This is a genomic window from uncultured Shewanella sp., from assembly GCF_947501665.1.
GTDB lineage: Bacteria > Pseudomonadota > Gammaproteobacteria > Enterobacterales > Shewanellaceae > Shewanella.
Genome location: NZ_CANMWS010000016.1, coordinates 35,575 through 59,027, shown reverse-complemented (window position 1 = coordinate 59,027; position 23,453 = coordinate 35,575). Strand labels below are relative to the sequence as shown.

Below are 23,453 nucleotides of genomic sequence, written 5' to 3'. Positions count from 1 at the left end.
GCCATTAACACTAGGGCTGTACAGCTGATGGATGGGTTGAGAGTCATCAGCAAATTAAACAGGCCAAGAGAGCAAGCCAGACATTGCGTTTTATCTCAGGTTCTTTACCTCAGAAATAGGATACCGGATCACCATGAATACAGATTTTACCTTTACCATTAAACGCATTTCTCTCGATGAAAACTATCACCCAGCTGATAATACGCGGATCACGACCAACTTTGCCAATTTAGCGAGAGGGGACTACCGCCAAGCTAACTTACGCAACGCGTTAACCATGATTGATAATCGCTTTAATGCATTAGCCCATTGGGATAACCCCAAAGGCGATCGCTATTCTGTCGAACTTGACATTATTTCCATTGATATGAAAGTCGGAGGCGACGCAGCGCCCTTTCCATCCATTGAAGTATTGAAAACCCATATTGTCGATCATAAAACAAACCAGCGTATTGAAGGCATTGTCGGTAATAATTTTTCCTCGTATGTACGAGATTACGATTTTAGTGTATTACTGTCGGAGCACAATAAAGATAAGCCTCAATTTAGTATTCCAAATAACTTTGGCGAGCTGCACGGTAAACTGTTTCAGCACTTTGTAAATTCAGATAGTTACCAACAAAACTTTACTAAGCCACCGGTGATCTGTCTGAGTGTATCGGATAACAAAATCTATCAGCGTACTGACAATCACCACCCTGTATTAGGCATTGAATACCAGCCCAATGACACCTCACTGACTGAGCAATATTTTAAAAAAATGGGCTTACAGGTGCGTTATTTTATGCCTCAAAACAGTGTTGCTCCCTTGGCGTTCTATTTCTTTGGTGATTTGCTCAATGATTACACCAGCCTTGAGCTTATCGGAACCATCAGCACCATGGAAACGTTTCAAAAAATCTATCGACCTGAGATTTATAATGCCAATGCGGTTGCAGGCACATCCTACCAACCCAATTTGAAGAATCTGGATCATTCATTAACACAAATAGTGTATGACCGAGAAGAGCGCAGCCGATTAGCCAATGAACAAGGGAAGTTTGCCCAGGAGCACTTCATCAAGCCTTACCAAACTGTTCTTGAGCAATGGTCAGCTAACCAAGCTTAATCGTCACGTTCAATCATCAATCCAAATAAACGGCATTATCTATTATGAAAACACTATTACCGACATCAACGGCAGGCAGCTTACCGAAACCCACTTGGCTGGCACAACCTGAGACACTTTGGTCACCTTGGAAATTGCAAAATGAAGAATTAGTGGCCGGTAAACATGATGCGTTACGTTTAGCACTGCAAGATCAACAACACGCCGGTATTGATATAGTCAGTGATGGCGAGCAAACACGGCAGCATTTTGTCACGACCTTTATTGAGCACCTTAACGGCGTCGATTTTGAGCAACGACAAACCGTGAGAATTCGTAATCGCTATGATGCCAGTGTGCCCACCGTCGTCGGTGCAGTTTCACGCCAAAAGCCTGTTTTTGTTGAAGATGCCAAATTTTTACGCCAGCAAACTAAGCAACCCATCAAATGGGCACTCCCAGGCCCCATGACCATGATCGATACATTGTATGATGCTCATTACAAAAGTCGCGAAAAACTCGCCTGGGAATTTGCCAAAATTCTTAATCAAGAAGCCAAAGAATTAGAAGCCGCTGGCGTGGATATTATCCAATTTGATGAGCCCGCCTTTAATGTGTTTTTTGATGACGTCAATGATTGGGGCATCGCCACGTTAGAGCGCGCCATTGAAGGACTGAAATGCGAAACCGCAGTGCATATCTGTTACGGTTATGGCATTAAAGCCAATACTGATTGGAAAAAGACCTTAGGCTCTGAGTGGCGACAATACGAAGAGGCATTTCCCAAGTTGCAACAATCGAGTATCGACATTATTTCACTCGAATGCCACAACTCTCACGTGCCAATGGAGCTGCTTGAACTCATTCGAGGTAAAAAAGTCATGGTCGGCGCCATTGATGTTGCAACCAACACCATTGAAACACCAGAGGAAGTGGCTGATACTCTTCGACGCGCCCTTCAATTTGTCGATGCCGACAAGCTCTACCCTTGCACCAACTGCGGCATGACGCCCCTATCTCACACCGTGGCAACAGGCAAACTCAAGGCCTTAAGTGCTGGCGCTGCGATTGTTCGAGAGGAACTTATCAACGCGAATAAGTGATTATCCACTTTTATGCTCACGTGGCGCTCGAAAAAGTGAGAGTCACGTGAAGCATGAATGGCTTGGTTATTTCCTTGGTTATTTTTCCGTTTAAGCAACTGGCTATCAGCAACGGTACACCTCGCTCTGAATATAAATGATTTAATCTTTAGCCAAAATTAACGTGGTCGCGAGTGTATCTTGGGGTCCCACCTTTGCGGCTCCTCCCATAATGTATATCTTATTATTCAGCGTAACAGAGCCATGGCCATGGCGAGCTGAAGGCATGGTTGAAATTTCACTCCAATTTTCAGTAGCTGGATCAAAAGCCCATACTTGATTAGAGGCTTTGCCTTCTCTCCAATTGCCATTTGGACCAAATGCTTCACCGCCAGACACAATGATTTTACCGTTTAAAACCGAGGCTGACATACCGGCTAACGCAACAGGAAAGGGTTTAATCGCAGTCCATTTATCTTTTTTCACATCATACACCTCAGCAAATTGTTTATTGCTTGATTGCACACCGCTTTCTCTCCCCCCGATGACATAGATTTTGTTATCTAAAACGGCGCTTGCTGCAGAACTTCTGACAATACTGGGCTCTGTGGCTTCTACCCAACGTGTGTTATCTACAAGAACATAATGCTTTTTAGTGTCTGCATGCTTTCCCGTTTCAGGCGATATCGTTTTCCCCCCGATCACATGAATATTATTCCCAACGGATACATAAACGGACTCTGCCAATGGAATGGGTAATTCAGGGCCTTTTTGCCACGTATTTGAGGTGATGTCCAAACGGTACACAGTGTTTTGTATTTGCCACGCCTTACCTTGTTGCCCGTAAAAACCACCCACGCCATATAAATAGTCTGAGTTACTCACTAAACCAAGGTGGTGCCTTTCTTCTGGTAACTGAGGCCCTTTTCTCCATTGTTGAGATCCAAGGTTAAAAATAAAGGTTAACCGAGTAGGAGATAAGCCAAAAAATACTGGCTTCTGACTAGGGACATACCCACCAGAGATATAAATTTCTTCATTATAAATTGCAGGATATATTTCTTGGATAGGTGTTGAGATTGACGGTGCTTCTGACCAGTTATAAAGATTATCGATGGTTTGTGCTTTTGTATGCACCACACTGAGGCTGGCAAGGGACAGTAGCCCAAAAAGTTTAATCAAATTCGTTTTCATAAAGTATGAACCTTGTTTTTTATACTGCCATATTTGAGCATTAACAGATTAAAAGTAAACGCTTTTAAGTGTGGTAATTTGTAAGAAAATATATCCCTATCTACGTTATAGAAAACTCAAGATCATTAACCTGAACTCTAAATGACGTCGCATAGTTAGCGATTTCAATAGTACATAACGCCTAAATCAGGTGTGCCATAGGCGTCACCTGGGACATATAATCATGGGTGTTTTAATTAACCGTTAATTAACCGCGTTACCCTTGCACCCTAGATCCTCGACATAACTAACTGCGGCGTGACACCTTTGTCACACTCTGTGACAACAGGCAAATTCAAGGCCTTGAGTGCCAGCGCTGCGATCGTGCGACAAGAACTCGCAAACGCGAATAAGTGATTAATCCGCTTTTATGCTGACGTGACGCTCGGAAAAGTGAGAGTCACGTCAGCCAAGGTTGGTTGACATAAAACAGAGTATCACACAAAAAGCAGTGACTTTTGTTGAAAAATGTTGAAGGATCAGTTTTGTTTTTCTTATTTATTTTTTACTTTCTTTTTCAATATATTGTGGTAAATTACCGCCCTTAAGGGAAGAGTAGCATTTTTAAGTAATAGTTTTTAAATAAAAGTTTTTAAGTAAAAGCCTACTTAAGATAAGGAATTAAGGGAGCGGTATGTCAGGGAAGGTAGTGCAACTTCATCAATTGATGGAGCATGAAGCGTTAAGCATTGAAACGGACTTTACTCATCTTAAAGATAATGAATTAAAGGCTTACCTTGCCACAGGTGAGTCACTATCCAGCCTTAAAACCGCCCTCACTCGCGGTAAAAAATTATTGCTTGTCGACAAACCTCGTGCGCCTATGTTCATCATGGACTTTCCCAAGGCTGAGCTCAGCACTGAAGACAGAGTCAAAATCATTTTGCATAGCTTAAAGCCTATGCAAGTCAGGCAAGTGCATTCCGCCATCAACCCCGCGTATCCAAAAGATGTCATCAAAGCCATTGATAATCGCTTAGGCACTGCAGGTGGCATGATTAATATTGGCGGCAATCCGTATCAAAGCCCGTCATCGGATAATTTGCATCCGCCAGCGGAAATGCCTAAACGCACGCAAGAGCCTGTGATTAACGATCCACCACCAAAACAAACGGGGCCAGATAAATTTGCCAAGTTTAATATGCCCGCTTACGGCAAAAAGGTCTTTGCCAAATCCATGGTTCTGGGAAAGCACGTTTCTGACATGCGCACAGAAGAAGAATCCGCTAAGAATTTTGGAATATTGTCATTATTTAAACCTGATGCAAATGCCGCTAATAATAGAAAGCCCTTAAACCAGAATAATGAAAATAAAGTGGTGTCATTAGCAAAGCGTGGTGATACACAAGAAAGTGACAGAGGAGAATGGTCATTCTCTGGTAAAGCAGCCAGCCGCTTTAACCCTTATACCCAACTGCTTGCGGTGTGGGCCAAAGAAACCGGCGGTGCTCAATATGAAGATTTTGATTTTCCTGTCATGGTCGAAGCCACGACCCGTGTACGCTTTTACTATCAGCTCCCGACCGAACAAGAACTGAAAAATGACAGCACCCTCGATAAAAACAAGCCCATACTAAAGGCCGTGCATACCGATGAACGGCAGATGTATCCCGATAGAGTCAAAGTAATCCAAGCTGTGATGGCTGGTGACGGCATACGCGCAGAACTTACCGACGAGCTGAGTTTTCATTGGCAGCCAACGGGTGAAGCAATTGTGGATGCTGAAAGTGATCCTCAACAAGAAACCAATACCTTAAATAACAATAGCACATTAGATCCAGCTAACGCTTTAGATAAACAAACAAATGACGCCTTATGGGACTTAAAGGTTCAACCACAAACAGAGTTGGATACGAATAATATCGTCGAGCCCAATGTAGAAGCCATAGTGAACTTTCCTTCAGAGTTAAAGCTCAAACCTGTGTATTTAGCCCTGCACACAGGTGAAGATGATGAAATGGATTTGAAATGGCTTAAGGTACCTTATGGGCAATTGACTTTTGACTCAGAAGGTAATGATGTTACCGATCATCACCTATTTACACGGACACCCCATATTCCTCATAACTCTAAAGGTATTGTTTTTGATAATTCCGGCATTACTATCGGTAGAGGGTTGGATTTAGGTAAGCGAACTGCCAGCGAAATTGAAAGCTTATTTAACCAAGCTGCTATACATGCTAAACCGATTTCTCCCGCATTATTAACTTGGTTAAAGGGGGCGGCAAACAAAAGAAGGCAAGTAGGTTATGAGTACTGGAAAACCTTAGATGCCAACGTGCCAAAAGCAGAGCAAGAAATTACCCGTAAAATGCAACATCATTTATTTAATGTCGTGTATGCTAACTACATGACAGACACAAAGAGAATAACAATTAAACAGAGTGTTTGTGATGCTTATTTGAATGGTAAAAAAATAGATTGGGATGCATTGCCACAAAATGTAAGGGAGATCTTGATCGATTTAACTTATCGAGGAGACTATACCGGTATTGATGATCCGAGAGGTAACACACGAAAAGTCGTCTTGCCTGCTGTATACCAAGACCAAATTTCAGGGAACACTGGATCAGATTCAAAATTTGTTGCAGCTTTGGAACAAAGCTTTTGGAAAGAGTCATTTAAAGTTGATAATAATCGTTTTGATAGAAGAATAAGGCATTTATTATGAAATTACTAATCTATATTTCACTCTTAGTTGTATCATTTTCAGCGTGTTCTGATGATATAAGTAATTATAAGTATTATCAGATTGATAGTAATATCTCGGATGGAAAAGGGCCATTTTATGCCGTGTATATAAAAAATGACAATCCATGTATTTTTATTAAGGATTTTAAAAAAAAACAAACACAAGAGTTTTGCCAAATGGGCGATAGCCCCTTTGATTTAAAAAGAGATTCCCCTTCAATTTATCCAACTCAGATGAAAATATCGGCTTTTACACTACATTTCATTGTTGCAGCCCCTTGGAATGAACAGAAATGTGAAATTAGCCTGATTAGAAAGAGCATTAGTTGCGAATCTACAGGGCTCTGATTCTTTATTTTTCTCTTTTTTAATTTACCAAAGCATTATCAAATGCTTTGGTAAATTTTGCCTCTATCTAATCAATTCATAATACTGTTCATATTTAATCACTTCATACCTCACTCTTACTTTTTTCGTAATCGTAACGTCCACCACTATCGAGACAAGAGTCAACTTTCCAATATTCAGTGTTTTCTATAGTAAAAAGGCCAATCAAACTTATGACTAAGACTATTGAAGACGCAATCAATTTTCTTTTGCTCTTTCGAGCTAAATACCAATACTAAAGAAATAAGTGCAACGATAGGCAGTAGAATCATCAAAACCATATGCAGTATTTTTCATATCTAAGCTTAACGCCTAAATCAGGTGCGCCATAGGCGTCACCTGAGACATATGATCATGATATATAATTATGGATGTCCGAATTCCCACCCTTACGTTTAGATGTCAAGTTCGCCGACAATATGCTCTTCTCCGAATAAGTAGCCCAGCCTAGTTAAGGCAGGTTCTGACAACTGCTGAGTAATTAATAGAGTTAAATTATGCTTGGCTCTAGAGCACGCAACATAGAAAAGATTACGATTTCTTTCAAAGCTATCCTTTCTATTATTAGGATAACCATTCTCCATAAACTCCAGCATTTGGTTCCAGTTATACTGATTCCAACCACGACCTAACACAACAAGAACGTTATCAAACTCTGCACCTTTTACACCATGCTTTGTTGAAAATGGCGTTTTTTCTTCAATAAATCTTGTTAGTTGTATAACTTGCTGATAGCTAATTGCCCTTAGAGAAGTCATCTTCCTTAAAAATCGTTTACTGCTTTCATCTAAATCATCAATGTTCGCAGTTTGTAATTCCTGATAACGGGCTTCCATTTGAGTGACCTTGTTTGGCAATCGAGGCTTATCTATACCGGAAAGGAAACCTAACAAATCACCAATTGTGCCATTTAAACGGATATCATTTATCCGATTCAGGTTTTCTCCCCATAAGCGCTTATCATCTTGGCAATGAAGGTGAGGAAACTTTTCGTTAATGACTTGAAATATCTCACCATATTTTCTTGATTCAAAAGAAGCTGAAATTGGTTCTATAATATCGGCGAAATACTTGATATATGGATCATTCTTTTTTAAATAGTCCTCTGCATAACTAAAACAATCTGCGAGATCTTTATAACCCTGCTCTGTCGCAAGCACATTATTTGTCAACATCAACACTTTTGTATTTTCAGAGTCAAAATCCCATCCGTCGGCTTCCATAATGCCTTTCACATGCTCAAAATATTCATGTGCAATATCTTCGGGTAAATCACCTGCCCAATGCCCACCTATTCGCCGATATCCAGTCCATGAATTGGAATGATATATTGAAACCTGCCCTTCAGACTCAGGATCAAATTCATACTGAGGTAGCTCTGGCCGCATCTTATTCAAACATTGAACAATATTCCTATCAGACCGGAAATTTGCGTTTTTTCCTATTTCAACAATATTATTTTGTGCACTTACAATTAGGCCACATGCGTCTTTACCGTAGATTTTTTGCCAATGATCGCCAAATAAACCAATTAAAATACCAGCTTCATTATCAATTAAATTTTTAACAATTGAAGACGCTAATCCAGCATTAGTATCTTGATATTCATCAATAAAAATAATAGGAAACTTAGCTTTTAGGAGCATTCTGAATTTTTGGGAAATCAACAGAGAAGACATTAGTTTAATAACGTCATCATGATGTAACGAAATGATTTCATCATCCATTTTCGGGAATCCTAAATCATAGATAACCTTTTGATTAAATATTCCACCCGCCTCACCGATACGAGCAATCCATTTATCACCTAGCTCAGTTATAAGATTACGAATTTGAGCCTGAAAGCCTTTTATAAATCCCCAGCTGAATGCATGTATCGTATCAGCGTAAATTACAGGGTGATTATCTGTTCTTTCTCGTATTTCATTTTTTGCAATATTAGTATAAGTAATACAAGCTATCTGCTGATCTTTTGTTGATAACTCGATAGATTGGTCATTAATGAGGTGTTTCAAAGCCTTAATAAGGGAATATGTTTTACCAGCGCCAGCACCTGCTTCTAATCGAAAGCAGGTTCCATCATCTATCGCGGTAAACATTTCATTTAAAGCTTGAACTGATGCTTGCTCTGCGGGGCTAACATCACACATATGCCTGTTCCTCCGCAACTTCTATACCTTCTAGCTCTGGCACTGTTTCTGTTTCTGTTTCTGTTTCTGTTTCTGTTTCTGTTTCTGTTTCTGTTTCTGTTTCTGTTTCTGTTTCTGCAGATGGTTCTCTAGGAGGAATAGTATTTCTATTTAACCAAACTAAACCTTCGGAGATATATTTAGGAACATTCCATGCGGTTTCACCTATAGAATATTTAATGGCAAAATTGGCCTTGCTTTCATTTCCAATTTTCTTAGCTCTTTCAAAAACGGACTTTTCCAGCTCTACACCTTTCAAACCATGTAATTCAAATAGATTTGTATTGGCCAAAATAAATGCATCTTCAAAGCTACGCCCACATAGAGCTTTTTCATCTTCGTCGATCTGAAATGCCAATCTACGGCATCCTGAAACTTTGGACTTTTCTGCTTTGGAGTAAATTTCATCCAAACTTGCGTACCCTTTCATACCAAACCAATTTGACAGGCCTGCATTACTTGAATGTGTACCTTCACTCACACAGGAGGCTGGGTATGTCGTTGTCTTCTCCCCCTTGATCTTCTCTACTGAATCTAAATCAGTAATGAACAATGTCTTAAGTTCAAGAAAGTCAATGAATTTATAAAAGTGATGCGCATATGCGCCGCCGATCTCAATCACAGACATATACTTTCTACGCAAACTGCATTGTTTTGCATCATCCACTTTTTTGATCATCTCGGGTAGAAGAATTCTTTCAGTGGCGCCTTCAATAAGAATCGCCCTATCCGCAAAATAAAGATCACATTTAGTCAGTGTTAAATATTTATGCAGGAACTCTTTATCGGCTTGACAATCTGCAGCAGAGAATTCTGCACCTAAGTCCTTTATTTCAGTAGAGCCATGAGTTTTAGATAAAAAATACCTCACTTTGCTAAAGTCTGCTTCATTAGCAATATGAGCAGAATGCGTACTTATCACAAACTGAATTGGCCAGCGGGCTCCTGCATTAAAAGTCTGTTCAAACTCTGCAACTATTTCATCGAGCTGCCGAATAAACACTTCCTGCATTTGAGGATGTAAATGCGCTTCAGGCTCTTCAACAAAGATAAGATGGGATTTTGGCGCTATTTCTTCAGATTGATATGCCCTAAAATATTCATAAATACGGAATAGAATAAAGATGAGGTTCCTAAAACCAAGACCGTTATAAGTTTCTGGCAAGGTAAAATGGTCATCTTTCTGATAAAAAACCTTAGTGTTATTTTCAAGTAAAGATTTAACATTCAATTCGGTAGACGCACTCAAATTAGGGTCCTGCAAGCCTGGATATCCAAAAATAGTAAGCGTTGGTAAAAGTTGCTCTACCTTTTGTTGAAAATCAGTATCAACTCTTGTCTGCAGTTCTTCTACAACTTCATTTATTTCTCCAGATAATACTCTAAAAGCTTCTGGTGCACCTGCATTGGCAGAGCTATTAAAAATATTGCCAAGTGACTTCCCTAGTACATCCCGCTCATTATGCGTTTCATCATCCAAGCCACGCTGGGCATTAATAACTTCAGAGCGAATCAAACGTTTTACTTTTGTAAAATCGAGCTTTACCCTATTTTCAGAATTGTCAGGTTCAATCGCATAAAGAACCGCCTCAAAATTTTGATTGATTGACTCTTTTAATGCTTTGAAGTAACTCGCCCGATCCTCTAAATCTAACCTGCCAAGCAGACTACTGACCCCTCCATCTTTAACTTGATAAGAAGCTAATATTTTTGTTTCGTATAACTCTTCATCAAGGTCAATAATGAAATCACCAAGTACGCCATAGGCATCAGCATCATCCCTATAATCAACCAATAACTCCAACTCAATCGCAGGAATCTGTGGCCTCAATTCTTCCTCTGCAGTATCCGCCTGAAAAGCAACTAAAGCGGTTTCAAATGAACTTAAAGATGACTGGTTAAAATCCTCATATTTCAATTTGGGTGATGGGCCTGCTAAAAAGCTTCTGAATATTTCTGCTAGGGAGGTTTTACCGGTGTTATTTCTACCAACAACTAAAGTAGATCTTTCATCCAATGTCATTTGAACATCTTTTAATAAACGGTAGTTTCTGATACGTACTTCTTTAATGATCACTTGATGTCCCTATTCATTTGATTAGTAAATTTTTCAGGCCCGATCTTCCAATTACGTTACAGACGCTTTCTAGGTGCGCCTTGCCCTATAGCATATAAGGATAGGCCGCAATGTAGCAGCGAAGCTGCATAATGTAGTTCCAGCCCCTTAGGAGTAATGTTGCCAACACTTGTTAAAGTACTGGCAACATTGCGGTTTCAGTTTGAAATTTAGCGCGTAGTAAGACCCCAACAAACTAGTCAATGTTCTTTCCGACCACAATCCAACACATACTCACCCAGCAAAAATACCCTCAAACGTTACTTATGTAAACAAATTGTTTCAACCAAATTGTTTTAACCAAATGATAGTTAGCATAAAAATCTATGAGTTGCCTCACAACGGATTGAATGACGCTTTTATCTTTGTTTAGCTTTGATCATATTAGAACCATATTAGAATGTAGGTAGCTATTTTAATCTTGATTTATCAAGCACAACCCATTGGAAGAAACCACTGGCTTTCTCTTTGTTTTTGATTTTTTCTTTTGCTCTTAACCCCCCGTGTAGATGCAATAGCGAACTTCTAAAACAGAGAGGTTTTAGCAGAGGCCACAGGGCCAAAATGTTCCCGACATTTTAAGGCATTCACTGCTATCCACGCAGGTCAGATGCTTGTGGCGTTTCATATTTTTATCTGCACATAAGCCTGCGGCAGGGTGAGATTACAATAGTAATCGCTATGAGCGGAAGACATCGGCCGTTCCTTCGCATCCCTCTTCTTTTACCAATAAGGGGCACGGTATTCATAAATCCGTTTATATCAATACCGAACTGGCTCTTAAACATTGAAGTTGTTATCAATATCCATGTAGCCTATAAGGATAGGGAGCCACGACCTTAGCCTCACCGCAAATAAAAAAGAATATTCACGTACAATATTCTGTTAAGCTGAGCAATCTTTCATGTCAGCATTCACGTGTATTAATCCACATCCTTTAATGGCCATAACACAATATGATCTTCAAGGTATTCAACTTGCTTCTCATCAATCACTCGACCATTAACCCCAATACCCGCTTGCTCCATGGCCACTTTGGAGCCTGTGATTAAAGGATGCCATGACGGTAAATCGCGGCCCAAGTATAATCGCCGATAAGCGCAGCTATTGGGTAACCAAGTCAGTTCAGCAATATTGTCCATACTGACTTTGGTACAACCTGGTACTTTTTTGAATCGACTTTCATAATCTAGACATCCACCATGCTGATGTTCCAACAATTCGCAAGCCACATTTGTGTAATATAAGGTATCAGTTTCATCATCGATAATTTTATTTAAACAGCACTTTCCACAGCCATCACACAAAGACTCCCATTGAGCCTGACTCATTTCCGTTAAAGGGGTTGTTTTCCAAAACGACATGATACTTCTTACATATTCTCAATCTGATATGGCACTATTTTACATGAAAAAGACCTCACTCCCTAATGCTCATTTGGCTGGTGTCTTCTGCTGCATGAAATGATCGAGTAATTTATTCAGGCGCGGAGGAGTTAATTCAGGGTATTCATTTAATAGTGTTAATAAGATTTGTGAGATATCGGCAGGCGATATGGGAAAATGCTCATTTAATTCTCCCACTGGACGAATATTAGGCCCCATAGCCACAAACCAGAGTGGATAATAACCATTAATGGTTTTTTCGGTGGCAGTGCGAGACACTCGTTTTAAATGATGACCATTAACCACAACCAAAATGGTATTATTTTTATATTGCGGCAATGATTGAAGTAATGCCCATAATCGAGCAATATAACTGTCAATACGCCTAGCTGCATATAAATATTTGCCGTAATTACCTTCATGAAGATGCATATCCGTTGCACCAAAAGAAAGATAGGTGACTTTTTGAAAATGCGATTTTATAGACTCAACTGCATAAGCATAAGTTTTTGAATCAAAATTTGTTTTCTTCCAATAGTTAGGCTTTTGTTTATCCACATCATTAAAGTACACTGGCACCAATTTAACGCCAAAAGGCGTTGAACGATAACCATAGGGGAAAACGCTCCTAAGCCATTGCATCATATCCGTATTCGGTGACACACTAGACGCCTCTATTTGAGGCTCTTCACTTTTGCTAAGTTCAGTCTTTGGTCTCTTAGGGTTTGATTTAACCTTACACGCATCAATAGCAGGTGCCCTATGGCACTTTTCTTCTCTATCTGAATGAACAATATAATCATGTCCAGTGCCAATCAATACACCTTGGCTCACCATCGTCTGCCATAAAAAAGGCATTAATTTTTCTCGTCGCGCGTGTCGATTATCCTGCCAAAAATCACGCTTTATTTGTTGAGGATCCAACACCCAATGAGGAGAGTTAATGAGCTTTAAATCGGCTCCATCAATAATTTCATTCCACCTCAAGCCATCAATGGTCACTAACACTAAATTATTAGGCGAAGGATATGAAGCCCCTCCCTCCTCTTTTGCAAAGGCTTGCATCATGATAAAGGGTAAAGAGAATAATAAAATAGATAATAAAAAAAGTGCTTTCATATCACACCACTTCTAACGGGTTATCAACGCCTTCCACCGACAATACGCTAGCAAAGAGCACATTAATTCAGTAAAAATCACGACAAACATCATCAACCCTTCTACAGCTGATGAAAAGAATTAAAGAGCAAACAGTCTATTAGAAAAGTTTCCACCTGACTATGAATTAACTTTCCTTAACCTTCGTTAATAAACACTAACAAGTATAACGATGAATAAATTCAAATAAAAAACACTAAAAGCCAACAATTCTTATACATATAAAACTAATTTACACGATTATTCTTCGAATGATACAGCACGGTTTCTTCGTCGAACCGCTGAATACCAACAACAAAAGACTATCATATGGATAAATATCGCTAACCGTAAAATTGATAACAAACAAAAATCGCGGCCACCACACCCGCTAAATCAGCCCCTAATCCACAAGCAACAGCATGACGGCCATTACGGATCCCAACAGCACCAAAATACACTGCCAGCACATAAAAAGTGGTTTCGGTACTCCCTTGAAAAATAGCCGCCAATCGTCCACTAAAGGAATCAACGCCATATTGATCCATGGTTTCTAACATCATCGCTCTTGCACCTGAACCACTAAAAGGCTTCATAATGGCGGTGGGTAAGGCATCAACAAAACGGCCATCACCACCTAAAAACATCACCACTTGTCGAATAATATCGAGACAATAATCAAGTGCACCTGATGCTCTAAGCAAGCCAATGGCCACTAACATAGCTAATAAATAAGGAATAAGTTGTATTGATTGAGCAAAACCTTCTTTAGCTCCTTCGATAAACTCGTCATAAACGGCGACTTTGCGGTAACCCGCAATCAAGATAAAACTTAATATCAAGGTAATAAGAACACCATTACCCAATAAGCTCGAAAAGTTCCCCATCGCTTGGGCACTCAAGGTACCGAGATACCACACAAAAGCCACCAATAATGCGAACATTACACTAAAATAACTCAGCAATACCGTATTAACCAAGGAAATTCTTTGCACCAACGCCACTAATAATATACCAGCAATACTAGATGCCGAAGTGGCAAACAAAATAGGTAAAAAAATATCAGCAGGATTGACTGCGCCTTGCTGGGCGCGATACAAAAAAATCGTCACAGGGATCAGTGTCACAGAAGAAGTGTTCAACACTAAAAACAAAATTTGAGCATTGGTTGCCACCGATTTATTCGGGTTTAAACTTTGCAAATCATGCATAGCCTTTAACCCCAAGGGAGTGGCTGCATTATCTAAACCTAACATGTTTGCCATTAAATTCATGGTAATACTGCCATAAGCCGGATGACCTCTTGGCACTTCAGGCATTAATCGACTTAACAAAGGCTCCAATACTTTTGCTAACGCGCCAACCACTCCTGCACGTTCGCCCACGCGCATTAATCCCATCCACAAAGCCAGCACCCCAATCAGTCCCAACGCGATTTCGGCAGCCAACTTTGCACTATTAAATAACGACTCAACGGTCGCCGTTAATACTTGAGTTTGTCCATCAGCTAACTGGAGCCCAACCGCCAAGGTAATAATAACGAAAAAAAATAGCCAAATTTTATTGAGCACACTCACCTCATTTTGTTCTAATGATGCTATCAATCCCAACAGTGGATCACACCTATAATCGATACACAGGTAGCCGCACTAATTCTTATGATATACTGGATTTTTTCAGCATCATACCCTCTATATGGTCCAATTAAATCAAAATTTCATTAATAGTATCGCTCAGGATCTTCCCAGTCATTTAACACTTGATGACTTTATTCATTTTTGTGGTCAACCTCTGAGATTGTCTATTCGTGTCAATACATTAAAAATAAGTTCTGCAGACTTCATTGATAGAATGTCACCCCTTGGCTGGGCCTTTGAGCCCATACCTTGGTGCCAAGATGGGTTTTGGCTCACGCTAACAACTGACATTCAACTGGGTAACACCATAGAGCACTTACAAGGTCTTTTTTATATTCAAGAAGCCAGCTCCATGTTGCCGCCTACCGCGTTATTCCACGATTATGATTGGCACAATACCGATACACTGTTAGACATGGCATCAGCCCCTGGCTCTAAAACGACACAAATCGCCAGCTTGATGAATAATCAAGGCTTATTGATTGCTAATGAGTATTCAGCTAGCCGTATAAAAGTACTACATGCCAATGTATTGCGTATGGGAGTCAGTAATACGGCTTTAACTCATTTTGATGCACGCGTCTTTGGGGAATACCTCTATGAAAGTGCCCATGCCATTCTCTTAGATGCGCCTTGTAGTGGCGAAGGCACGGTGAGAAAAGATCCCGATGCGCTTATCCATTGGGATCCAGAGAAGATAGATGGCATTGCAGACACACAAAAAGCATTAATTCAATCCGCTTTTCTCGCCCTGAAACCTGGCGGCACACTCGTGTACTCCACCTGTACATTAAATAAAGCGGAAAACCAAGCCGTTTGTTTATATCTTAAAGATCTGTACCCTGAAGCCGTGGAATTTGAGGATTTATCTCAGCTCTTCCCTCATGCCGACAAGGCATGTACTGAAGAAGGGTTTTTACATGTTTGGCCACAAATTTTCGACAGTGAAGGTTTTTTTGTCGCTAAGATCATTAAAAAACAGTCCATCCCTCGCCTCCATCCAGCGCCGAGAAAACAAAAAAACTTTCCTTTTACAGCCGCTAGTAAAAAACAAGTTAATGGCTTAACCGATTATTTTAAAGATACTTTTTCAATTCAGCTCCCTGTAGAAGGAATAATAATGCAAAGAGAAAGTGAATTTTGGTTGTTTCCTGCGCCTTTTATTCCTTTTATCGGAAAAATGCGTTTTCAACGTATTGGCATTAAATTAGTTGACAGTCTTAAACAAGGATTTAAGGCAAAACATGAAGCCTTAATGGCATTAGGTCACAGTCAACACAGTATTGCATTAACCCAGAATGAAGCGAAACATTACTTAATGGGCCGAGATATTTTACTGGCCAATAAAGTCAAACCCCACGGGGAAGTATTAGTCAGTTATAAGGGACACTTACTGGGCATGGCAAAACATTTAGGCAATAAATTAAAAAACAACCTGCCTAGAGACTTAGTCAAAGATAAAGTCGCCCTTGATTAGTAGGTACTAATAAATCTTGCCCTTATTAAGCATTATCTACTACACTTAAGTACCAGTTAGATGGAATAACTTAACCCTATTAGCGCATGGCTCCATCCTAGGAGCCCTTCCCCTAGACCCAAAACCTCACGGATCATTTTGGGTCTTTTTTTATGTTTTATTTAACGTGTTGACGAGCATCTTTAAACAAATTAAAGAAATTCTCAGAAGTATAAGCCGCTAGCTCTTCATAAGTCTCACCTCTAAGCTCAGCGACAAATTCAGCAACATCACGAACAAAAGCAGGCTGATTTTCTTTACCTCTATGAGGAACAGGGGCAAGATAAGGCGAATCGGTTTCAACCAATAAGCGATCTTTGGGTATTTTACGTATAGTCGTTCGTAATTCCGCTGCATTTTTAAAGGTGACAATACCAGACACTGAAATATAAAAGCCTAACTCCATGGCTGATTTCGCCATTTCATAGCTTTCAGTAAAGCAGTGCAGTACTCCCCCCACTTTATCGGCTTGACCTTGCTTTAAAAAATGCAGAGTATCTTCTCGTGCATCCCGAGTATGCACAATTAATGGCTTATTCACATCAACAGCCAAGGCAATTTGTTGCTCAAAACATTGCTGCTGAAGTGCTTTAGTTTCATCAGCATAAAAATAATCTAAACCCGTTTCACCAATAGCAATCACTTTAGGATCTTTAATAAAACCTTGTAACTCATCAATATTTAACCCTTCTTTGACATCTAACGGATGCACACCAGCAGACATAAAGACTTGCTCAAACTCTGCAACACGTTGTCTCATCGCTTGAAAACCATTCTGCCTGACATTGACACACAGAAAGTATTCTACTCCTCTCTCTTTTGCCTCGGCCATCATTTGGCGTAAACTGGCTTGGTCTGGCGCGGCTTTTAAGCGATCAAGGTGACAATGAGAATCAATCAGCACAACGGTTTTCCTAAAGGTTAATTTTTTTAAAAGGCAAGCATACCTATAAGCATAAATAACTACAAGGATGCCTTAGGGGTTTCACTTTACAATTTGTTGATAATCAGCAATAAACCGGCTAAATAATGCCGTTGTATTGATATTAGGCATTATATTTAATTGATGATATTGCAGCATTATCTCGGCAGATAAATCAGCAATTTTCATACGGATAATCGGATCTAAATCAGCTTGTTTAAGTAATTTTTGCTTTAACACTAAATACAAAATATTCATGGCATCAATCGCTCTCTCTTCATTCAATGCCCTCAAATCATTTGATAAACGACCTGAAGACAAACTCTGAGCCCATGCTTTTCGAAACGCTAATAGCTCCGTATATTGGCCTGTTTTAATACACTCAGCCAAAGCAATCGGTCCGCCGACTACAGGTAAACACCAGGTCACGTCTTGTTTAACGGCTAAACCCGTTGCCAACCATGTTGTTATTTCTGATGATGAAGGTAAGGTGACATTGATACGTTGACAGCGGCTACTGATCGTCGCCATTAATCGGCTTGGCGTATCAGACTGGAGTAATAAAACTGTTTCTTTTCCCGGCTCTTCCAATGTTTTTAATAACGCATTAGCCGCAGCAAGGTTGAGCCGTTCACTGTTAAAAAGTACCGCAACTCGCCGCCCTCCCTGTTGAGAGGTGGCCGTTAATTTTTGACACAACGCCCTCACTTGGTCCACTTTTATCTGATGCCCATCTGCTTTAATTCCATAAAAATCAGGATGATTGTTCGCTTCAAATAACAAGCAAGCTTTACAAAAACCACACCCTCCACGGGGCGTTGCTTTTTGACACAATAAAGCCTTTGCCATACTCAATGTGAGCACATCACCACCATAGCCTTTATCTAACCCAATTAAATAGGCATGACCATTCAGTTGATGTGTCAGTTGTTCACTAAACTGACTCAGTACATTATCGACCCAAGGAATTGCTTGCTCGGTCATATCACCAACCTTGCGCTTGTAATACTGCAATGATGTCTTTATGCACAGCTGCCATTGATTGACTGGCATCAATGACAGCAATACGAGGATCGCGTGCGGCTAAGTTCAGATAAGTGCGGCGTGCTCTTTCAAAAAAATCTAATGTTTGTTGCTCGATTCTGTCTAATGCACCTCGCGCTGCAGCCCGCTGAAGCCCTAATTGTGGAGCAATATCTAAATATAGCGTTAAATCAGGTTTAAAATCACCTAATGTGGCCTCACTGACCGCCTCAACCAACGGCATAAGCTGACGTCCGCCCCCTTGATAAGCCAAGGATGACAAATTATGCCGATCGCCCAATACCCACTGACCGTCAGCAAGCGCAGGTTTTATGACATTGGCAATCAATTGTGCTCTGGCTGCATAAATCAGTAGACACTCAGCTTCATCACAAAGAGGATCGCGCTCATCGGCAATTTTAACCAAGTCGCGCATTTTTTCCGCAAGGGGCGTTCCGCCAGGCTCTCGTGTACAAACAGGAACAGAGCCCACTTTTTTCTCAATAAAGTCTCTGACTAAGGCAATGGCACTCGATTTACCAGCTCCTTCAAGCCCTTCTATTACAATAAACTTCGCCATTGAACTTTTACCTTGATTGTTGTTATTTTGCACTCTTTTCTTCCAAAACCACTTAATTAATACTGCTGTAAGATAACCATAAATGTCGCTGGTTATCGATTTCGTTGATACTTATTCACAGCACGATTATGCTCTTTTAAGGTATTAGAAAACACATGACTGCCATCATTACGAGACACAAAATATAAATAATTAACGGCTGCAGGATGTGCAGCAGCTTGAATCGCCGCCAAGCTAGGCGCTGCTATCGGAGTCGGGGTTAACCCTTTAATTCGATAGGTGTTGAAAGGCGTTTTTTCACGTAGATCTTTTCGCGTTATATTGCCTTTATAACGCTCGCCCATACCGTAAATCACGGTCGGATCGGTCTGCAAACGCATCCCTTTACGTAAACGGTTCATAAAAACGGCTGCAATTTGAGGACGTTCTTGAGGTTGAGCGGTTTCTTTCTCAATAATCGATGCTAAAATGAGTAGCTGATATTTAGAGGTTAACGGAAGATCCGCATCACGACTATCCCAAGCCAAGGTTAACTCCTGCTGCATTTTCAAATAACTGGTATTGAGTAACTCGCGCAGTGACTCACCCGCACGGTACTGATACGTGTCAGGGAAAAACTTGCCTTCAGGTAAGTGAGACTCATCACCATTGGCTAATAACACCTCATCAAAAACATTAGGCTCATATGTCATATGCGGCACATTTTGCAATTGAGTGCTCCACTCCTTCACTGTCAATCCATCGACTAAGGTCAACGTAAAAACCTTTTCTTGATTTTTGGCAATTTTGAGTAACAAGCTGTCAATCGTATCACTGGGCTCGACTTGATATAATCCAGAGCGAATATGCGCAATACTGGGTTTAATACGGGCCAACCAACGCAATTTTTGTGCATTATCGATGAGTCCTTTGGATTGCAATTGTTTAGCCAGTTCATAGAAAGAGGTGCCTCGCTCCACTTGCAACTCTACCGGTGTCGATGTCTCAATGGGACTTTGTCCATATTCCAACAAGGTTTGATAAGCCCAATAGGCCCCCATTGCGGCTAACAGCAATACCATCAAACTACTCGCTATCAAACCTATCGCTACTTTCTTCATTTTCACAACCTAAAATACTGACCAGTTTACAAAACCAAGTTCAATTCTGTACGTAACATCTGTGTTAAAGGGTCGCTGGTGTACATCACATCATTAATGCGAGTCACATCCACCACTCCCAGTAAACTGTTAGTGACAAAAGCAGCAGAAAAATCAGTCAACCGGCTTATTGGTATGGGTTTCACATGCACCGAAAAACCCAACGCTAATATGCCATTAATGACTTGCTCCCGCATCATACCCGCCACGCCACTGTGACTGAGTGCAGGGGTATAAACCGCTTGCTCTTTATCCACAAAAAAAAGATTGGCCATGGATGACTCTATCACCAAATCTTGCTCATCCAATACCAAATAATCATCAAAACCTAAAGGAATGGGCACTGACTTTATCAGAACTTGCTCAAGACGATTACAATGTTTGATACCGGCTAACCGAGGTTGTCTGCCCAAAGTAACATCACTACTCACTAATGCAATACCTCGTTGTTGCCAGAGTGGATAATGCTTAGGAATGGGATGGGTTGACACCACTTCAGTGATGTCTAATTGTGACGGCGCGGCATACCCTCGACCGCCAGAGCCACGGGTTAATAACAATTTAATACAGCCGTGCTCCATTGTTAAAGCTTGCTGATGTAAATGTGCCTTTAATGTGGGTGACGCTTGCCAATCAAATCCGAGACGTTTGGCGCCTTGGGACAGCCGATTAAAATGGCCTGTCAAAAACTGTATCTCATGATGACTGACTCGCATAGTGGCAAATAAACCATCACCGTAAGCCAGCCCTCTATCTACAGGCTTCACTTGACCATTTTCAACACCATTAACCCAGACTGTCATCATGCTTTAACCTTGCATTGATACTTGCCACGCTGTTAATCAAAATAAAAAACAACTGAGGCAGCAAGCAGTGTCCTCTTTTTTGTTAATTATCTTGGCTAATACGGCTAGCCACCGCTTCTTGCTGATCTTTATACTTCGCACTTTTACGCGTGTTATAAGGCTTTGCCACAGCGTGTCTTAAACGTTCAAAGTTAAGCGCACCTATGGTCATCAAAGGTTTTAATGCTAACGGCAACTTACCACTGTTATAAAATTCAAGTACGATTTTACCTTGCCAACCCGGATCAATACGGTGAGCGGTCACATGCACCATTAAACCTAGCCTTGCTAACGATGAACGGCCGTCTAACCAACCCACAATATCTGCCGGTAAAGTCACATTTTCATGTGTAATTGACAGCGCCAATTCCCCTGGATGAAGGAAAAAAGACTCATCATCAGCAATCACTATGGTATCACTCATCACTCTGTCTAGCGCCGCTTGAACTTGCGTACTTGGGCCACTCAAATCGATAAAAGGCGCAGTGTGATCTTTAAACACCCGAAACTGATTGCCCAGTTTAACATCAACACTCACCCCACTGATGGCCTCAGAGCTTGGACGAGGCTCCATAATAATGGTACCATCATCTAAACACGCTTCTATTTCAATATCGGTTAAACGCATATTTCATTATCCTCTAAAATCACTCTTAGCCGTTATTTTGCGAGCAAATGTTGAATTCTAGCTTTTAAAATATCAGTGGCAATACGGTTTTTCCCGCCACGAGGCACTATGATATCAGCATACTGTTTTGACGGTTCAATGAACTGTAAAAACATCGGACGTACCGTTTCGGTGTACTGCGACATCACTGACTGCATGGTACGGCCTCGCTCTGCCACATCACGAGATAAGCGACGCATAAAACAAATATCTAAAGGCGTATCCATAAAGACAGTGGCATCCATGACATCACGCAGCGCAGGATCGGTAAGTAATAAAATGCCCTCTAAAATAATCACCTTTTTGGGCGTTAAAGATAAGGTTTCGTCAGTTCGAGTGTGTTCTTTATAACTGTAAACGGGAATGTCAGCAGATTCACCATTTTTAAGTTGTTGCAAATGACAACACAATAACTCATGGTCTAACGCTTTAGGGTGATCATAATTGGTTAAAACACGCTGCTCCATCGACAAATGGCTTTGATCACGATAATAAGCATCTTCTGAAATCACACCAATTTGATCTGTGCCTAAATCACTGCATAACTCTTCAAAAATCGTTTTAGCAATTAAACTTTTACCCGACGCAGACGCCCCTGCAATCCCAATAATCACACACTGCTGTGAATTCATTTGTATTCTAAACCCTTATTCATTCGACATACTAATAGAAACGGTTGGTTGCGCTTTAGACAACGCTAATTCTGCACCCACTTGCCTAGCAATCGCTAGATACAATTGTGCAATATCATTGTGAGGTGTTGCCACCACACTCGGTACCCCTTTATCCACGTCTTCTCGAATTGCCAAGGTCAATGGTAGTTGCCCTAACAAAGGTAATCCGTAACGTGTCGCCATTTTTTGCCCACCATCTCGACCAAATGGATGCTCTTGATGCCCACACTGGCTACATAGGTGGAAACTCATGTTTTCCACAATGCCCAATACAGGGACATTCACCTTTTGAAACATATTGATGCCTTTTTGAGCATCGGCCAGTGCGATATCTTGTGGCGTTGTCACAATGACAGCACCACTCAGTGGTACTTTTTGCGATAAGGTTAACTGAATATCCCCCGTCCCTGGTGGTAAATCAATCACCATATAATCCAATTCAGGCCACTGGGTTTCATTAATTAATTGCACTAATGCGCCTGCAGCCATAGGGCCTCGCCACACGGCCGCTTGCTCTGTATCGACAATAAAACCAATAGATTGTGCCACAATGCCATGTACATTAGCAGGCATCATCACCTTGCCATCTGGCGATACAGGCTTAAAGTTCGGGATCCCAAGCATAATGGGAATGGAAGGGCCATAAATATCAGCGTCTAACACCCCAACTTTTGCCCCTTCAGCCGCTAATGCCAAGGCTAAATTCACCGCTGTAGTGGATTTCCCCACGCCACCTTTACCCGATGCCACAGCAATGACGTGCTTAACATTATTAATGGGTGACTGAGTTTGCGGGGATTGTACAGCAAAATCAAAGTCAATGTGACATTTCACCGTATCAATTTCAGTGATTGCGCTTAATGTCGCCGCTATTTTTTTTTCAATCGCCGCTTTTTGAGAGTAACAGGGATAAGGAAACGTTAAGGCAATGTCAAGGCAACGCCCGTTCAGCGCCACATCTTTGACAATATCGGCCTCTAATAAACTGCGTCCAAGATGTTCATCCATGACTAACGCTAAATGACTTAACACTGGGGTCAATAACGGTTCATTCAGTGAAAATGCTGGGCAAAATGAAGGCAAAATATCACTCCCTAAAATAAAAGTTGTGCAATTGTAGCAGATATTGAGGCAAACATTAGT

Annotated in this window: 19 protein-coding genes and 1 pseudogene; 6 read left to right on the top strand and 14 right to left on the bottom strand. The window is 40.8% G+C overall.

Annotated features, from left to right (window positions below; all coding sequences use genetic code 11):
* The first annotated feature begins 133 nt into the window (after window positions 1-133).
* A complete protein-coding gene (locus tag Q0976_RS13525; RefSeq protein ID WP_299494366.1) occupies window positions 134-1,108 on the top strand; it encodes a DUF1852 domain-containing protein in 975 nt (324 codons plus the stop codon).
* 44 nt (window positions 1,109-1,152) lie between these two features.
* Entirely contained in the window at window positions 1,153-2,190 is a 1,038-nt protein-coding gene (locus Q0976_RS13520; RefSeq protein ID WP_299494365.1) for a methionine synthase, read from the top strand.
* A 141-nt stretch (window positions 2,191-2,331) separates the two neighbouring features.
* Here the strand turns inward: Q0976_RS13520 and Q0976_RS13515 are convergent, their stop codons facing one another.
* Window positions 2,332-3,363, bottom strand: a complete 1,032-nt coding sequence (locus Q0976_RS13515) for a kelch repeat-containing protein (RefSeq protein ID WP_299494364.1) — start codon at window positions 3,361-3,363, stop codon at window positions 2,332-2,334.
* Window positions 3,364-3,648: 285 nt separating this feature from the next.
* On the opposite strand from Q0976_RS13515, the pseudogene Q0976_RS24195 reads away from it, so the two are divergent.
* The 3 genes and pseudogenes from Q0976_RS24195 to Q0976_RS13505 form a co-directional block, all read left to right on the top strand.
* Window positions 3,649-3,759, top strand: a pseudogene (locus tag Q0976_RS24195) (methionine synthase); the annotation flags it as partial.
* A gap of 277 nt (window positions 3,760-4,036) precedes the next feature.
* Window positions 4,037-6,073, top strand: coding sequence for a hypothetical protein (locus tag Q0976_RS13510; RefSeq protein ID WP_299494363.1), 2,037 nt, complete (start codon window positions 4,037-4,039; stop codon window positions 6,071-6,073).
* A complete protein-coding gene (locus tag Q0976_RS13505) occupies window positions 6,070-6,441 on the top strand; it encodes a hypothetical protein (protein WP_299494362.1) in 372 nt (123 codons plus the stop codon). The genes Q0976_RS13510 and Q0976_RS13505 overlap by 4 nt, the downstream gene beginning before the upstream one ends.
* Before the next feature lie 434 nt (window positions 6,442-6,875).
* Here the strand turns inward: Q0976_RS13505 and Q0976_RS13500 are convergent, their stop codons facing one another.
* The 5 genes from Q0976_RS13500 to Q0976_RS13480 form a co-directional block, all read right to left on the bottom strand.
* Complete coding sequence (locus Q0976_RS13500) at window positions 6,876-8,630, bottom strand: UvrD-helicase domain-containing protein (protein ID WP_299494361.1); 1,755 nt, start codon at window positions 8,628-8,630, stop codon at window positions 6,876-6,878.
* On the bottom strand, window positions 8,623-10,746 hold the full coding sequence (locus tag Q0976_RS13495; RefSeq protein WP_299494360.1) for an ATP-dependent endonuclease: 2,124 nt from the start codon (window positions 10,744-10,746) through the stop codon (window positions 8,623-8,625). Before Q0976_RS13495 ends, Q0976_RS13500 begins: the two co-directional genes overlap by 8 nt.
* Before the next feature lie 962 nt (window positions 10,747-11,708).
* A complete protein-coding gene (locus Q0976_RS13490) occupies window positions 11,709-12,149 on the bottom strand; it encodes a YcgN family cysteine cluster protein (protein ID WP_299494359.1) in 441 nt (146 codons plus the stop codon).
* Window positions 12,150-12,218: 69 nt separating this feature from the next.
* Window positions 12,219-13,289, bottom strand: a complete 1,071-nt coding sequence (locus Q0976_RS13485) for a hypothetical protein (protein ID WP_299494358.1) — start codon at window positions 13,287-13,289, stop codon at window positions 12,219-12,221.
* Window positions 13,290-13,651: 362 nt separating this feature from the next.
* The gene (locus Q0976_RS13480) at window positions 13,652-14,878 is read right to left on the bottom strand and encodes a spore maturation protein (protein ID WP_299494445.1); all 1,227 of its coding nucleotides are present in this window, start codon (window positions 14,876-14,878) and stop codon (window positions 13,652-13,654) included.
* A 124-nt stretch (window positions 14,879-15,002) separates the two neighbouring features.
* On the opposite strand from Q0976_RS13480, the gene rsmF reads away from it, so the two are divergent.
* Complete coding sequence (gene rsmF / locus Q0976_RS13475; protein ID WP_299494357.1) at window positions 15,003-16,421, top strand: 16S rRNA (cytosine(1407)-C(5))-methyltransferase RsmF; 1,419 nt, start codon at window positions 15,003-15,005, stop codon at window positions 16,419-16,421.
* A 157-nt stretch (window positions 16,422-16,578) separates the two neighbouring features.
* Here the strand turns inward: rsmF and Q0976_RS13470 are convergent, their stop codons facing one another.
* The 8 genes from Q0976_RS13470 to apbC all read right to left on the bottom strand — a co-directional run bounded on the left by Q0976_RS13470 (window position 16,579) and on the right by apbC (window position 23,393).
* Window positions 16,579-17,364, bottom strand: coding sequence for a TatD family hydrolase (locus tag Q0976_RS13470; RefSeq protein WP_299494355.1), 786 nt, complete (start codon window positions 17,362-17,364; stop codon window positions 16,579-16,581).
* An 81-nt stretch (window positions 17,365-17,445) separates the two neighbouring features.
* Complete coding sequence (holB, locus tag Q0976_RS13465) at window positions 17,446-18,366, bottom strand: DNA polymerase III subunit delta' (protein WP_299494354.1); 921 nt, start codon at window positions 18,364-18,366, stop codon at window positions 17,446-17,448.
* A 1-nt stretch (window position 18,367) separates the two neighbouring features.
* Window positions 18,368-18,985: a dTMP kinase gene (tmk, locus tag Q0976_RS13460; RefSeq protein ID WP_299494352.1), complete on the bottom strand. Its 618-nt coding sequence runs from the start codon at window positions 18,983-18,985 to the stop codon at window positions 18,368-18,370.
* A 92-nt stretch (window positions 18,986-19,077) separates the two neighbouring features.
* Window positions 19,078-20,085, bottom strand: a complete 1,008-nt coding sequence (mltG, locus tag Q0976_RS13455; RefSeq protein ID WP_299494351.1) for an endolytic transglycosylase MltG — start codon at window positions 20,083-20,085, stop codon at window positions 19,078-19,080.
* 26 nt (window positions 20,086-20,111) lie between these two features.
* Window positions 20,112-20,930, bottom strand: coding sequence for an aminodeoxychorismate lyase (pabC, locus tag Q0976_RS13450; RefSeq protein WP_299494349.1), 819 nt, complete (start codon window positions 20,928-20,930; stop codon window positions 20,112-20,114).
* A gap of 82 nt (window positions 20,931-21,012) precedes the next feature.
* Window positions 21,013-21,597 (bottom strand): dCTP deaminase, encoded by a 585-nt coding sequence (gene dcd, locus Q0976_RS13445; protein ID WP_299494347.1) that lies wholly within the window; start codon window positions 21,595-21,597, stop codon window positions 21,013-21,015.
* A 32-nt stretch (window positions 21,598-21,629) separates the two neighbouring features.
* On the bottom strand, window positions 21,630-22,268 hold the full coding sequence (udk, locus tag Q0976_RS13440; protein WP_299494346.1) for a uridine kinase: 639 nt from the start codon (window positions 22,266-22,268) through the stop codon (window positions 21,630-21,632).
* A 15-nt stretch (window positions 22,269-22,283) separates the two neighbouring features.
* Complete coding sequence (gene apbC / locus Q0976_RS13435; RefSeq protein ID WP_299494345.1) at window positions 22,284-23,393, bottom strand: iron-sulfur cluster carrier protein ApbC; 1,110 nt, start codon at window positions 23,391-23,393, stop codon at window positions 22,284-22,286.
* Between the last annotated feature and the right edge of the window lie 60 nt (window positions 23,394-23,453).

Bases quoted from the DNA above. Each gene is read 5' to 3' on its own strand.
- Q0976_RS13525 (WP_299494366.1), top strand. From the start codon at position 134: ATGAATACAGATTTTACCTTTACCATTAAACGCATTTCTCTCGATGAA.
- Q0976_RS13520 (WP_299494365.1), top strand. From the start codon at position 1,153: ATGAAAACACTATTACCGACATCAACGGCAGGCAGCTTACCGAAACCC.
- Q0976_RS13515 (WP_299494364.1), bottom strand. From the start codon at position 3,363: ATGAAAACGAATTTGATTAAACTTTTTGGGCTACTGTCCCTTGCCAGC.
- Q0976_RS13510 (WP_299494363.1), top strand. From the start codon at position 4,037: ATGTCAGGGAAGGTAGTGCAACTTCATCAATTGATGGAGCATGAAGCG.
- Q0976_RS13505 (WP_299494362.1), top strand. From the start codon at position 6,070: ATGAAATTACTAATCTATATTTCACTCTTAGTTGTATCATTTTCAGCG.
- Q0976_RS13500 (WP_299494361.1), bottom strand. From the start codon at position 8,630: ATGTGTGATGTTAGCCCCGCAGAGCAAGCATCAGTTCAAGCTTTAAAT.
- Q0976_RS13490 (WP_299494359.1), bottom strand. From the start codon at position 12,149: ATGTCGTTTTGGAAAACAACCCCTTTAACGGAAATGAGTCAGGCTCAA.
- Q0976_RS13485 (WP_299494358.1), bottom strand. From the start codon at position 13,289: ATGAAAGCACTTTTTTTATTATCTATTTTATTATTCTCTTTACCCTTT.
- rsmF (WP_299494357.1), top strand. From the start codon at position 15,003: ATGGTCCAATTAAATCAAAATTTCATTAATAGTATCGCTCAGGATCTT.
- holB (WP_299494354.1), bottom strand. From the start codon at position 18,366: ATGACCGAGCAAGCAATTCCTTGGGTCGATAATGTACTGAGTCAGTTT.
- tmk (WP_299494352.1), bottom strand. From the start codon at position 18,985: ATGGCGAAGTTTATTGTAATAGAAGGGCTTGAAGGAGCTGGTAAATCG.
- mltG (WP_299494351.1), bottom strand. From the start codon at position 20,085: ATGAAGAAAGTAGCGATAGGTTTGATAGCGAGTAGTTTGATGGTATTG.
- pabC (WP_299494349.1), bottom strand. From the start codon at position 20,930: ATGATGACAGTCTGGGTTAATGGTGTTGAAAATGGTCAAGTGAAGCCT.
- dcd (WP_299494347.1), bottom strand. From the start codon at position 21,597: ATGCGTTTAACCGATATTGAAATAGAAGCGTGTTTAGATGATGGTACC.
- udk (WP_299494346.1), bottom strand. From the start codon at position 22,268: ATGAATTCACAGCAGTGTGTGATTATTGGGATTGCAGGGGCGTCTGCG.